The 13,794-nt window shown below is 44.6% G+C and carries 14 protein-coding genes; 4 read left to right on the top strand and 10 right to left on the bottom strand.

Going from position 1 to position 13,794, the window contains the following annotated elements; all coding sequences use genetic code 11:
* The 3 genes from speB to R8O10_RS06015 all read left to right on the top strand — a co-directional run bounded on the left by speB (window position 1) and on the right by R8O10_RS06015 (window position 5,013).
* The gene (gene speB, locus R8O10_RS06005) at window positions 1-921 is read left to right on the top strand and encodes an agmatinase (protein ID WP_238967341.1); all 921 of its coding nucleotides are present in this window, start codon (window positions 1-3) and stop codon (window positions 919-921) included.
* Window positions 922-1,331: 410 nt separating this feature from the next.
* Window positions 1,332-2,537, top strand: coding sequence for a multidrug efflux MFS transporter EmrD (gene emrD / locus R8O10_RS06010; protein WP_138939801.1), 1,206 nt, complete (start codon window positions 1,332-1,334; stop codon window positions 2,535-2,537).
* 310 nt (window positions 2,538-2,847) lie between these two features.
* Entirely contained in the window at window positions 2,848-5,013 is a 2,166-nt protein-coding gene (locus tag R8O10_RS06015) for a S9 family peptidase (protein ID WP_082240176.1), read from the top strand.
* 218 nt (window positions 5,014-5,231) lie between these two features.
* On the opposite strand, the gene R8O10_RS06020 is transcribed toward R8O10_RS06015, so the two are convergent.
* The 10 genes from R8O10_RS06020 to R8O10_RS06065 form a co-directional block, all read right to left on the bottom strand.
* On the bottom strand, window positions 5,232-6,281 hold the full coding sequence (locus R8O10_RS06020; protein ID WP_005374238.1) for a porin: 1,050 nt from the start codon (window positions 6,279-6,281) through the stop codon (window positions 5,232-5,234).
* Between the two features lie 215 nt (window positions 6,282-6,496).
* The gene (locus R8O10_RS06025) at window positions 6,497-7,366 is read right to left on the bottom strand and encodes a metal ABC transporter solute-binding protein, Zn/Mn family (RefSeq protein WP_005374240.1); all 870 of its coding nucleotides are present in this window, start codon (window positions 7,364-7,366) and stop codon (window positions 6,497-6,499) included.
* Between the two features lie 22 nt (window positions 7,367-7,388).
* A complete protein-coding gene (locus R8O10_RS06030; protein WP_005374244.1) occupies window positions 7,389-8,264 on the bottom strand; it encodes a metal ABC transporter permease in 876 nt (291 codons plus the stop codon).
* Complete coding sequence (locus R8O10_RS06035; protein WP_033906235.1) at window positions 8,264-8,992, bottom strand: metal ABC transporter ATP-binding protein; 729 nt, start codon at window positions 8,990-8,992, stop codon at window positions 8,264-8,266. The genes R8O10_RS06030 and R8O10_RS06035 overlap by 1 nt, the downstream gene beginning before the upstream one ends.
* Window positions 8,992-9,918 carry a metal ABC transporter solute-binding protein, Zn/Mn family gene (locus tag R8O10_RS06040; protein WP_033906234.1) on the bottom strand — a complete coding sequence of 309 codons (927 nt, stop codon included), beginning with the start codon at window positions 9,916-9,918 and terminating at the stop codon, window positions 8,992-8,994. Before R8O10_RS06040 ends, R8O10_RS06035 begins: the two co-directional genes overlap by 1 nt.
* Before the next feature lie 22 nt (window positions 9,919-9,940).
* Window positions 9,941-10,492 (bottom strand): DUF6162 family protein, encoded by a 552-nt coding sequence (locus R8O10_RS06045; protein WP_318191210.1) that lies wholly within the window; start codon window positions 10,490-10,492, stop codon window positions 9,941-9,943.
* Window positions 10,489-10,809: a hypothetical protein gene (locus R8O10_RS06050; protein ID WP_005374251.1), complete on the bottom strand. Its 321-nt coding sequence runs from the start codon at window positions 10,807-10,809 to the stop codon at window positions 10,489-10,491. Before R8O10_RS06050 ends, R8O10_RS06045 begins: the two co-directional genes overlap by 4 nt.
* A 42-nt stretch (window positions 10,810-10,851) precedes the next feature.
* Complete coding sequence (locus tag R8O10_RS06055; RefSeq protein ID WP_025768070.1) at window positions 10,852-11,682, bottom strand: DUF4198 domain-containing protein; 831 nt, start codon at window positions 11,680-11,682, stop codon at window positions 10,852-10,854.
* 15 nt (window positions 11,683-11,697) lie between these two features.
* Window positions 11,698-12,237 (bottom strand): DUF2271 domain-containing protein, encoded by a 540-nt coding sequence (locus R8O10_RS06060; protein ID WP_053349400.1) that lies wholly within the window; start codon window positions 12,235-12,237, stop codon window positions 11,698-11,700.
* Between the two features lie 21 nt (window positions 12,238-12,258).
* On the bottom strand, window positions 12,259-12,888 hold the full coding sequence (locus tag R8O10_RS06065; protein WP_213871501.1) for a PepSY-associated TM helix domain-containing protein: 630 nt from the start codon (window positions 12,886-12,888) through the stop codon (window positions 12,259-12,261).
* 379 nt (window positions 12,889-13,267) lie between these two features.
* On the opposite strand from R8O10_RS06065, the gene R8O10_RS06070 reads away from it, so the two are divergent.
* Window positions 13,268-13,756, top strand: coding sequence for a hypothetical protein (locus R8O10_RS06070; protein WP_042523421.1), 489 nt, complete (start codon window positions 13,268-13,270; stop codon window positions 13,754-13,756).
* Window positions 13,757-13,794: the final 38 nt, after the last annotated feature.

Consider the following 13,794-nt stretch of genomic DNA (forward strand, 5'->3'; position numbering starts at 1 on the left):
ATGAATGATTTGTTTACTAAAACTGATTATTCGCTTTACTCCAACTCTATGTCGTTTTTACGTCTGCCGTACATTCGTAACCCGGTATCGGCAGACGCAGACGTTGTGGTGTTGGGAGTCCCTCTGGACATGGCAACATCTGGGCGTCCAGGTGCGCGTATGGGTCCAGATGCAATTCGCCGTGCCTCAGTCAACTTGGCATGGGAAGGTAAGAAGTTCCCGTGGAGCTTCAACGTATTGGATAAACTGAAAGTGATCGACGCAGGTGATCTCGTGTTCGATTGCGGTGATGCGGAAGATTTTACTTACCGCCTTGAAGCGGCAACCAGTGAAATTCTAAAAAGTGGTAAAACCATGTTGGGATTGGGCGGTGACCACTTCATTACGCTACCTATCCTGCGTGCCTATGCGAAGCATCATGGCCAAATGGCGTTGATTCACTTTGATGCTCATACGGACACCTATGCAAATGGCAGTTCATACGACCACGGTACGATGTTCTACCATGCGCCGAAAGAAGGTTTGATCTCAGCGAAGAACTCAATACAAATCGGCATTCGTACGGAGTACAAACAGCAAGATCACGGCTTCAATGTGATTAATGCGATGCAAGCGAATGACATGTCGGTGAGCGAGATCCTAGAAGAAATTCGTCGCACCGTCGCAGACAAGCCAGTATATGTCACTTTTGACATCGACTGCTTAGACCCGGCCTTCGCACCGGGAACTGGTACACCAGTTTGTGGTGGCTTGAACTCAGACAAAGCGCTGAAAATTATTCGTGGTTTAGCCGGCATGAATATCGTGGGTATGGATGTTGTCGAAGTATCGCCTCCATACGACCACAGTGATGTTACCGCACTAGCGGGAGCAACCATCGCACTAGAAATGCTTTACGCATACGCATCTGAGCGCGAATAGACATAATCATTTCTAAGGGAGCTTCGGCTCCCTTTTCTTTCTGATGCTTTCCTCTACCTTTTATTCACTCGTTTCATCTTGAACTCACCTCAACCGATCAGACGCTTTATTTTTGCACTTTAACCATTAAAACCAGTTACCTATAAGGCTCATTCTATTCACGAAAAGTAAAAAATTTAACGTAATTAGACAAAGAAATGCACCGCTTTTTGAAAACAAAATCGGATTAGTTTTTCTAATTGAAATCATAGATTTTTATCTTGCTCAACTTCACACTTTTCGATTGCTAATTATACAAGCAAGCACTATTATCTCGCGCAAATCCCCCCCGCAACACAAGAATTCAGTTGGCACTCTGTAAAAGAGTGCTAAGGGTTTTTACGTCTTAAATTTTTTGGAGAGATACGCAAATGTCTGCTTCGTTTCCATTAGCGAAACTTACCTTTTTAATCGCTATATTGACTGCCGTGGGTCAAATGACCCAGACAATGTACGTGCCTTCAATCGGTCATATGGCGGGCGAGTTTTTGGTATCTGCGTCATCACTTCAAGCTGTGATGGCTTGTTACCTAATCCCATATGGCTTGTCGCAATTTGCGTATGGCACACTATCGGACCGCTTGGGACGCAAACCGATCATCATCGTCGGGCTGCTTATCTACATCGCGGGTACACTGGTGGCATTATTTGCACATCAATTTGAATGGTTCTTGATTGGTAGCTTTATCCAAGGCTTAGGTATTGGCTGCGGCGGTGCGATGTCACGCACTCTGACTCGCGATTGCTTTGAAGGCTCTGATCTACACAGAGCAAACAGCTTAATTAGCATGTGTGTGATTTTCTCACCATTAATGGCACCAGTATTAGGCGGTTACCTAACAGAAGCTTTCGGATGGCGGTCGAGCTACTTGTTCTTAGCGCTATTTGCTATCGCGGTTGTGATCACCATGATGACAAGCATGATGGAGACGCTACCAAAAGAGAAACGCAAATTCGAACCAGTAGCCAAAAGCTACAAACACGTTTTGTCTGACCGTCGCTTTCAAGGCTTTTTGATTTGCCTGGTTGCAACATTCGCTGGTGTAGGTGTATTCGAAGCGGCGGCTGGGGTGTTGTTAGGTGGGGTATTAGAATTACCTGCAACAACGGTAAGTTTGCTGTTTATATTGCCGATCCCAGGTTACTTGGTGGGTGCGGGCTTATCTAGCTACATCGCAAGACGTCGCTCTGAGCGTCGTGCTTTAAACGTAGGCTTGGTCTCTATTTTTGTGGGCTCTGCTATTGTGCTCATCCCAGGCTTGTTTGGTTTGACCACGGCGTTAACGCTAGTTGGAGGCGCAACCGTGTACTTTTTGGGTGCGGGTATTCTCTTCCCAGCAGCAACAACTGGAGCGATTGCGCCATTCCCATACCATGCAGGAACAGCAGGCGCGACATTGGGTGGCATGCAAAACTTGGGGGCAGGTGTCGCAACTTTGCTCGCGTCACTATTTCCAGCGCATAACCAGATGCCTTTGGGCATTATGATGATGGCAATGTCGGTAATTGCAATGCTTGGGTTAATGTGGGTGAATCGAGCACACAATCACTCAAACGAAGTACCGCAAGTTATCTGATCATTATCAGCTTACTTTCAAAATCCAAAGGGACACACTCAACAAGTGTGTCCCTTTTTTCATATCACACTATATCGATTTCCCGATGAGAATGATTTAACTTTCGAATTGATATTTGTTAAAAATAACAGCTGCTTACACAATGTGTTTTCAGCTTCCTTCAAATTGAGTAGCCAACTCGAAAATATTGAGGATTCTCACTTTTTCGGCATACCCCATAACAAAGAATGGACAACTGAAAACCACTAACAAAATGAAAGCCCAGCCCTCAGGATGAGGCCACTTGGGTGTACAATAAGGATAAAATCAGATGCGTTTCACTTTAACTACGTTGGCCGTCTCGGTCGCGCTTGTCGCCGGATGCAGCAATCAAGGAATCCCCAGCATGACTCAATACTCCCAAACACAGATCGTTGCTCAACAAACTCAAGCTCCGGTTGCGAAAAAAGTCCCTCACGCGATGACTATTCATGGCGATACCCGCGTTGATAACTACTACTGGATGCGTGACGACGAACGTAAAGACCCTGAAATTTTACAGCACCTAGAGAAAGAAAATCAGTACGCAGAAACCGTTCTAAAGCACACTGAAACATTTCAAGATACGCTATTTGAAGAAATTAAAGGGCGTATCGCAAAAGACGACAACTCAGTACCGGTTCGTAAAGGCAACTACTTCTACTCCAGTGAAGTGACCGGAGATAACGAGTACGAAGTCCATTTGCGAGCTAAAGACTTTGCAGGCAAAGACAAACAAATCATTTTAGATGTCAATGAACTAGCAAAAGAACATGAATTTTTCAGTATCGGCGGCCTATACGTTAGTCCGAATGAAAACTTATTGGCGTATGGCGAAGACACATTAAGCCGCCGCGTGTACACCCTTAAGATCAAAGACCTGACAACAGGCAATTACCTACAAGATGAAATCGAAGGGGCCTCAAGCGCTGTCGCATGGCAGAACGATAACAACGCCTTTTACTACATCAAAAAAGATCCTCAGACCTTATTGGGCTACCAAGTTTATCGTCATGTATTGGGCACACCACAAAGCAACGATGAGCTGATTTTTGAGGAAACCGACAGCGCCTATTACACCTCACTAAGCAAAAGCAAAGATGGCGAAGATATTTATATCTGGCATTCGAGTACAGAAACCAGTGGGGTCTCTATCATTGATGCGAACAACCCTAAAGCAAAGGCGAAACCGTTCTATCCTCGCGAAGATGGCATTGAATACAGTATTTCTAAGCTAGGCGATTGGTACTACATTTATACTAACTATCAAGCCGTCAACTTCCGTTTGATGAAAGTTCATCAAAATGACATACATGACCGCTCTAAATGGCAAGATGTGATTGCCGCAGACGACAACACTCAACTTGTCGACTTCGAGTTATTCGATGATCACATCGTCTATGAGCAGCGCTCTAACGGCCTAGCAAGCGTCACTGTACGTCAGCTTTCAACAGGAAAAGAATTCCCCCTCACATTTAATGACGATGCGTTTGCTGCCTATTTGACAGGTAACCTAGAGCTGGATAACGAGAAAGTTCGTATTTATTACAGCAGTTTAACCACTCCAGGAACCTACTACGATTTCGATCTAACAACGGGCGGGTCAGAAATCATGAAGCAAACACCTGTACTTGGTGATTTTAATCCTGACAATTACCAATCAGAACGCATCATGGTCACAGCCCGTGACGGTAAAGAAGTACCCGTTTCTTTGGTGTATCGTAAAGACTTATTTAAGAAAGATGGTACGAATCCACTCTACCAATATGGTTATGGGTCTTATGGCGCAACCATTGAGCCAACTTTCCGCTCGACACGTTTGAGTCTATTGGATCGCGGCTTTGTTTACGCCATTGCTCATATTCGTGGATCTGAAATGCTTGGCCGCCCTTGGTATGAAGACGGTAAAAAACTAACCAAGCAAAACACATTCAACGACTTTATTGATGTGACTAAAGGTTTGGTTGAACAAGGCTACGGCGCGAAAGATAAAGTCTTCGCTGTTGGTGGCTCTGCAGGAGGTCTCTTAATGGGGGCTATCATCAACCAAGCACCAGAACTGTACCGCGGTATCGGTGCACATGTTCCGTTTGTGGACGTGGTAACCACCATGCTCGATGAATCGATTCCATTGACCACCAATGAGTATGATGAATGGGGTAACCCAAATAACAAAACATACTATGACTATATGTTGAGTTACTCGCCTTACGACAACATCAAGGCGCAAAACTACCCGAACATGTTGGTAACGACTGGCTTGCACGACTCTCAAGTACAGTACTTTGAACCAATGAAGTGGGTCGCCAAACTTCGTGAAATGAAGACAGACGATAACGTCTTGTTGTTCAAAACCGATATGGAAGCCGGACACGGCGGCGCATCTGGTCGATTTAAGCGCTTAAAAGAAGATGCGCTAGAGTATGCCTTCTTCCTCGATTTACTCGATAAAAAATAAGCGTATTAATAGAACTGCATCTCTTCTAACAACAAAAATGCCCGCAAGTTGCGGGCATTTTTTATAGACGCACTCTCTAAACAAAGAGTGGGGTTACCTAAGCACAGAATGACTAGCGTCTCTTATAGCCAAAGGATAGCAGAAAGAAAAACGCCTACTCACAACGAGTAGGCGTTAACACAATAAATGTGTTTAGGCAGTAGAAACTGGCCTATTTATTAGAAGTAGTAACGAGCACCTAGAGTCCAGTAGTCGTTCTCTTCATTGTTGTAGTCGTTACCTAGGTCAAACTGGTAACCAGCGAAAGTAACAAATGCAGGAGTTACTGCGTACTCTGCTTGTAGCGCAGTTTCGCTTGAAACTGTCTTGTTGTCTTTGTCGTCTTCTACACCTTCGTAGTTAACGCTGAACGTCCAATTGTTGACTCCGTACGCTAGTAGGCCCTCAATCTGAGTAGTTTCTTCACGCATCTCGTAGAAGTATTCGTTCATGCCGTATACAACAGCTGCGTACAGACCAGAGCCATACTCACCGTAATTTACAGAAACAAGGTGTGATTCAGCAGTTTTAGTACCTAGACCAGAATTCTCAACATCACCGCCGCTGTATACGTAGCCTAGACCAAAGCCCGCAACAGAGCCGCTCAGTGCGATTTGACCACGTTGGTCATACTTGCTGCCTTTAGAAACGTATTCTGGAAGACCTGTGTTAGGGTTTTGTTGTAATGATAGGCCTCTATCATCATTTTCACCTTGCCAACCAAGACCTAGGTTGAAAGCAAAACCTTCGCCAAACTCAAAGCTTTTACGGTAGCTGATCATTTTTTCAGCACGACCAGTACCTAGATTGTTGTGATTGTCGTACAAAAAGTCGTTCGCGAACGCGATTGGTAGATCCGCAACGCCAGCGACATCGTAGTACGGAGACCACTGTGTACCTCCCACTAAACGGCCAAACTGCTGGTGGGTCGCGCCGATGTAGCCCAAACGAGTTGAAAACGACTGGCTACCACCATTTAGGTAGTTAAGTGCCCATTCGCCTTTAGCGTCGATAGTGATACCGTTGCCAATGTCTTTCTTGCCCGCAACATTGATACGTGGAGACACTTGGTGAACTTTTACTTCTTCTTCGAAATACTCACCCACGCCAACTGAAACGTGACCGCCGATCGATAAAGATGTACCATCGCTGTTGTAAACTTCTGCTGCGAAGGCCTGTGAACCACATGCTAGTGCCGCCACTGCAACGGCTAGAGTTTTCATTTTCATTGTTAACATCCGTATAGTTGTTTGTACCGGTTCGCTTAGAAACAGATTAAATCCGAATCAATCGCAACGAACACATAACAAAGTAGTAATGAAATAGAAATGAAACAAACACTTTCTTATGCAACCAGTGGTATCAATGCTCACATTTTGAGCTTAATCACAAAAAAATAGGGAACTTTTCACTCCCCATCATAAAATCTGTGGCTTTTTACGTGTCACATCTCCCAACGTGCGAGTGGCTTCTCAGTTTTGATACCGTTACTGCCCCAGCGGTCAATAACATCAATTTGCAGTATGCGGCTCGGTTTAATAAGCGATGTCAAGGTTTTCGACGGTCGTTTATCCGTCACTAACCATAGCGTTTTATCTTGTTCAAACTGAGCTTTTAAAGATAATTTGTCTTCTTCTGTCCACTCAAGTTCCGGCTTAAATTCGCGCCCAACCACAAACAATTGGTTGCCAGAGGCAAAGTCCTCTAATGACTCACTCATCAGTACCACTGAATCGATGCCTTTATCGAAGATCTCTGCCTGTTGTTGGTTGATCAGTTCACGCACATTGAGCATAAGAGCCTGTTGATTCGTTTGAATCGCCTTTTGGTGTTCAGGATATACACGTTGTAGATCCTCTCCAACAATGCCCGCCATTCGGATTAAGTTTGTAGGGTTCAGCCATGCGTACTTCGATGTTGACCCGTTTTCCAATGTCAGAACTGCAACTCCTTGAGCTCTAGGAGAAATGGCCTGCGATGCATCGATTTCAATCAAGTGAATGTTGCCCTGTCGAGCGTAAACATAAGTCGGGTCTTGTTTCCAAATCGCACCAAGAGTAATAGCAACCGTCGCGGCTTGACCCGCTTGCTTAACTTGCTCTGTACCTTTATTTGCGAACCAGTTCTCAAGACGCTCAACGCCGTAACGCTTTGGAGGCAGATACTGAGTCTCTATCCCTGTACCTTTCATGAGTTGCTCAGACAACATGTACGTGACGGGAGTGCTGGTTAAAATGTCTTTGGCGCTTGCCAACGATGGAAGTGTTGTCGCTATAACCAAACCAAAAGTTATCGCTAATTTTTTTATCTTCATGTTCATTACTTTATAAAAAGGGTTACGCTTTTTGGATAATTCGGTAAACCGTTGCTGTTAGGAAAAATGCCGCAGAAACAATGATGATGGATGCGCCTGATGGCACTGGTAGCTCAAGCTCCATCGGCAGTATGGTTCCTATTAAACACGCAATGGTTGCCAATAAAGAAGAAAGGAGAACAAAACTGCCCATGCGTTTAGTCAATAACCTAGCCGTTGCACCAGGAATCAGTAGCAATGCACCAACCAATACCGCGCCAATAATCTTTACCGCGGCGATGGTGACCAAGGTGATCATCATGACAAATAAGTAATCATAAAAGCTGGTATTAAAGCCGCGTACACGTGCAATATCCGGGCTGATACAAGTTAGCAAAATGCGGTTAAACGTTGGAATAAGAAGCAGTAATATGATCAAACAACTGATCGCTAAAATAAGGATATCGTTGTCCGTCACAGTCAAGATCGAGCCAAACAACACGTTCTCCAACATGTGAATGTTGATCTTACGAGCAACGTACATTAACAGCGCAGCACCAACCGCTAACGCTAATGCAAGAAAAACCCCAACCAGTGTGTCGTAAGGTACATTCGTACGATTACGAACAAAGTGAAGCAACAGCGCAAAAATCATACAAAAGCTAAACAATCCGATGATCGGATTCTCTGGCGGCTCACCGAGCAACACACCAATCGCGATTCCGGTAAGCGCAGCATGCCCAACCGCTTCAGAGAAAAAAGCCAGTCGCTTGGCGATGACTAATGTACCAAGACCACCAAGTAATGGTCCTAATATCAGCGCTGCCACAATTGCGTTTACCATGAAGGCATAAGAAAAGCTATCGCTTAACCATCCAGCTTCAACGCCGCTAACCGCTAACTCTCGCAACCAATCCATTATGCAGCCTCCACTTTTGCTGTGTAGTGCTTGAATAATGTTTCTATACGATCAGGGCTTAGCACATCTGAATGGTGACCTGACGCCACAATTTGACGATTTACGACATGGACCTGCGCATCTAAACGGCGCACGGCGGTCACGTCATGATGTACTGCCACCACCGTTTTGCCTTCTCCAACAACTTCATGAATCAAACCTTCAAGATATCGAACACCTTGCTCATCCATGCCAGTTGTAGGTTCGTCTAAAACCAATAAATTGGGCTCATCCAGTAAAGCTTGCGCAAACAAAACACGCTGTTGCTCACCGCCAGAGAGTTGCCCCATACGACGGTCGCTACGCGTTGCCATACCCACGCGATCCAGCTGGGCCAGGGCATGTTGAGTTTGTTTCGTTTTACGTCGCCAAAATAGAGGGATACGAGTTTGGTTAAGCAGTACAAAATCCATCACGGTTAACGGGAGGCTTGCTTCAAACATCGCTTTTTGTGGCACATACCCTATCTTCCCCGATGCAGCTGATGGTTCTGGCCAATTGAGCGCTATGTTTCCCGAAAATGGCGTGAGTCCAAGTACCGAACGAAGCAAAGAGGTTTTACCACCGCCGTTCGGTCCCATAATCACGTGACATTTCGCGTTCTCGAATTCGACGCTGATGTTCTGCAAAATGATATTGTCGGCGTATTTTAGGCCCACGTTACTTAAGGAAATGGAAGGTCCAGTCATTACGCCTTTTCCCCTGCTCGCTTACTCGCCACAAATTTCATGGCTTCGATTAGTGTTTCCACATTATCTCGCATCTCAACCTCGACTTTATCGGCCTCATACTCACCGTGAGTCATGTGAGAAAAGCGATAAAGCTGCACCCCAGTCGCCTCTTCGATGGTATCAACAAAGCGATTCGGCATATTGAGCTCATAAAACAGAACATCAATGCCCGATTCACGAATTTTCTCTATCGTTTCCTGTAGCTGACTTGCACTTGGTTCTACACCATGAGCAGGCTCAATGACAGCGGCAACGTCAACACCAAACTCCTGAAGGATATATCCGTAAGCATTGTGGGTTGTCGCCACCTTCATACCAGCCGTGTCCAACTCACCAAGAGACAACATTGCATCACGCTTCATCAGGCGAAATGTTTTCGCGTAGTTACGAGCATTTTGGCGATAGAACGTAGCATTGTCTGGGTCCAATTGGCTTAGCTCACTCGCGATGGTGTAAACCTTTTGAATGGTTGTTGATAAACCGACAAAGGTGTGAGGGTTCACTGCTCCTTGACCAACAGACTGCCCCATAGCAGGCAATAAAGGCACTTCTTTGTTCGCTTCGATAACCACGAGATCATCACGCTGAGAAGCCTTGATCACTTTCAGTGCAAAATCGTCATGACCAATACCATTGATCACTATTACGTCCATTTCATTTAAGCGCTTAAGATCATTAGGTTGTGGCAAATAGTTGTGAGGATTAAAACCAGCATCAACCAAAGGAACGATGTCCGCCTTCTCACCAACAACGGCTTTAACATAGCTGTAATAAGGTTGAAGCGTAATACCAATACTGAGTTTATCGGCAGCAAAGCCAGTAGAAGACACCGTCAATAACGCGGTGGCTGTAAGAATACGACGTAAAAGAGAGCGTTTGATCATAGTACTTATCAATTATGTTGTCTTAATGGGCGTGAGAGTGGGAAGAAGAGTCTGACAGAATGATTTGTTTCCACCCGAAATCGTGGCGTTTAGCTAGATCGCTTAGTCCCTCCACATTTAACGAACGGCTAGAATCATTAAACCAAATATCAGCTTGAGAACTGCGGCTATCCAACAGCATGGAAGCAGAGCCTTGGGCACTGGTCTTCACGCCAATGTAGACACCGTCATCAATTCGTTGCCACTGATGAGAACCTTTACGCTTCCAGTTTTGGTCTTTCACGAACGGAGCAATCCAAAGCACCTCCATATCAGAGATCTCAGGCCAAGTTCCGGTATCTAACTGCAAATCACGAATCTCTTCATGAGCGAGCTTAAGCTCAGCGATCAACCCCAACTCATTTTGACGTAAATCCGTGATTAACACTTGATGAGACTGCATGTCTGGCTTTTCAGTCGCGACCTGATGGTAGGGCATAAGTATGGCTGCTGAACTGAGAATTGCTGCGATTGTCAGTGCGACCCACTTTCCTTCTCGGTTACCATCATCAGGGCGAACTTTCTGTACACTCATTTCTCTTTCAGCTCAACGATATCCACTTCCACCGGGCTTTCATGTCCGGCATCAAATACCAAATAGAAATCTGTTTCAGGGTGAGTAAATTCTGCGATGGAACGCTTATCTGTTTTTTCTTTGGCGATCAGATTGTCGTCGTAATCGTACATTTCGACATCGTAGTCGACCGCTGTCGATCCATCCGAGTAGCCCGCTTCACAAATCACTTTATCTTGCGCCAAGTGACAGCTCATCAGAGGAAAATGTGCAGCAGCGTGAAAGGACGCAAATCCAGAAAAAAGCAAAACCGCTTTTAGAAGAGAAGTGTTATTCATGATAATTCCAAAATGGCCCAGCAATTGCTGAGCCTAATTCGATTAGTTAAGTTGAGTTTCAAACGTAAGGTGAACATTGGCACTCGCTTTATCCGCCAATGGATTATCTTTCAATTCACCTTTGTAGTTCGCTTTCATTAAGTAGCGCCCGGCGACTTCTGGCGTGAAGATCACTTTGCCATCTTTATCGCTCACCACATCGATTTGTTCTTGATGGTTTCGGTACATAGTACCTTCACGTGTAATCTCAGCAGTAACGCCCTCTTGTGGCTCTCCGTTAAAGAAAAACTGGAACGTCACAGGCTCACCTTCAATGATGTCCGATGGATGCGTGATCGGTTTCATCTCCAGCATTTTGCCTTCAATCTCCAACGCTTTGTCCGTTGGCATACCAACCGTAATGTAGCTTTCTGCTCGGGTGTAACTTAGTTGAGTAACCACATCACGCGCTTGCTCGGGAAGCACATCACCACGCTCAGCTTTGCTTGCTCGCGCCCATTTCACCGTATCACGACGGCCCGCTTTGTATTGTGTGTAGTAGCTCGGCTGATTATTAATCGCAACTTTGTGCGTGCCTTCTTCTGTAAAAAAGAAATCAAACATAGAGCGACGCTTGCCACGAACAACAAAGTTAGGACGCTCAGAGCGGCCATCCGGCATCACCACAAATGCCTGATCACTACCCGCAGGCTTATCAAAAACAAACGTTCCGTGAGAGGCAGTAACATCAAATGTCAGCCAGTCACCGCCTTCTTTAGAAACCGTAAAGTGAGAGGGCAGAACCCAACGTGGATGTGCTTGCGCGGTGGTGGTTACAGCCAATCCCATTGCCATTACACTCGCCAATGCCACTGCTTTCATTTTGGTTTTCATTGTTGTGTCCTTTAATCACTTAACTTGATAATTGACGGTGATGACACCCGTCTCTTGTGTTGGTTTAAGCTCATAGCGCACGTCACTGTCCGCTAGCGTTATTTTTTGACGTAAGTAGTTTCGCCCACCGTGTTCACGAACGACCTCGACGTACAACGTGTAATTTCCTTGTTCCAAACGCTTCCCTGCGTCATTGGTTCCATCCCAGACAAAGCGGTATTGACCAGCAGGACGTGTTGCAGAAGTCACCGCATCAACAAGTTCACGATCATAACGACCCGCTTTTCTCCACCAGCTGCGTAGATCTTTTAACCATTCGTCTTTCCCTACCCATAACTGAATGGTTTTAACCGGTTTACGCTGATCGTTTTCAACCCAAACCGCCACATAAGGGCGTGCATACATTGAGGTATCTATCTTTGGAAGTTCGAGTTCGAAGTCGACCTTCGCGTTATCTGGTATAGGCGCCGCGGAAAGAGAGAAAGGAGCAAAAGCCGCGATCAAAGCGGCTTTACAAAAGTGATTACGGCGGAAAAATCTTCCTGTGTTCAACATAAGTGTTCTCTAAAAAAGCTGTTATGGAACAGCAACAAAATAAATTACGAGCGACAGTAACGTACCAAAGCTCATCCATTGCATTGACGTTCTGAGCGTCTTCTTCTTAGGCAGTAATAAGCACACGCCTGTAAGAACAAAAAACACCATCAAAAGCGCAGTGACGTCGATAAACCACTTCCAAATCCCACCACTGTTGCGTCCTTTATGTAGATCGTTCAGCAGCGCAACAATACCGTAGTGCATCGTTTCGACGTCTGCTGCACCAGTAGTCATATCAATAAAGACCGTAGCGTTATAACCCGGGCCTTTAAAATCCATAGAAAGCTCTCCGAGTAACAACTCACCTTGCTCAACTTCGGTATACACATCTAGTGCGGAGGGAGTGCCGCGAAGCTCGGTTTCTTTAGTCAAGAAAGCCACCAGCCCTTCACGATTAGGTTGAAAGGTATCTGAATGTGAGAATAGAACTGAGTGCGGAACCGTCAGAGTATGTTGTTGAATGATAGGTTCACTGCGTTCAAACAATTCGGGGCGATTGAGGGTAATACCAGTTACTGCAAAAAACAGCGTAACTAAGAGAAGAGCCATCGAAATATAGATATGTAGGCGGCGAGCCCAAGTTTGAACACCTTTGCTTTTAAGCAACATAAAAACAATCATCACCAATAAATGTGGGGCATAATTTAGGTGATAATCATTCGTATTGGCATTTAATTTACATTGTTTACTTTTTCAATTCAGCTTGGCTTGCACATGTTTTAGCTATTTGGGCCAATGCGAGTTACCGATTGCCTACCCTCTAGATAATAACCCTATCAATTTTAATGACTCAAAATTTAATGATATTTCCAATACTAAAAAGTGGGATAGACTCCACCAAAATGCGCCTTTATGTATATTTAATGAAAAGCTTAAAAACTATCCATAAACTAGATAAAAAAGGTAAGCTAAGAAGTTAGTGTAGGGTTAGATAGAGAAGATTTTCTGATGCTAGCCAAACGTTATGGTGTAGTTCAGAAGGAAAAATATGAACAAGAATGTTGGAATAATTCTCTTATCACTTTTCTCAAGTGTCACTTTCGCAAGTGAAAAGTTTGAAGCCAGTTTGTTTAACAACGTAAGCCAATCTATCGATAATTATGGTGCTAAGATAAAGCTGTGCGAATCTATGGCAGACCAGAATACACCTGACAAACAAACCCTAGAGTATTCAAAGAAGCATATAGAAGCATTAACTCCTGTTCTGCCGTTTTTAAGCGAGAAAGCTTTTGAGGCTTGTGTATTAAAAGAGAAGCAAGAGCTAGCATATTATCTATTAATAGCAAAAAATAACGCTTCAAGAACCTCAACATTAAAGCTTGTAGAATCGACTGAAAGCCTAACTTTTCATATCGAACCTACATCGAGAGAAAAGTTTGAAACACTGAGCAAGGTACATCAAGAATACATAGAGAAAAGCCCTTTTTTCTCCCGACCATTTGATGCATTAGCTTTTTATGAAAAGCTCATACAATAAATAGCCTTTATGACTTTAGACAAAAAAATACCCGAGAC

Origin of the sequence: Vibrio sp. 1727 (assembly GCF_033344415.1) — a bacterium.
Lineage (GTDB): Bacteria > Pseudomonadota > Gammaproteobacteria > Enterobacterales > Vibrionaceae > Vibrio > Vibrio alginolyticus.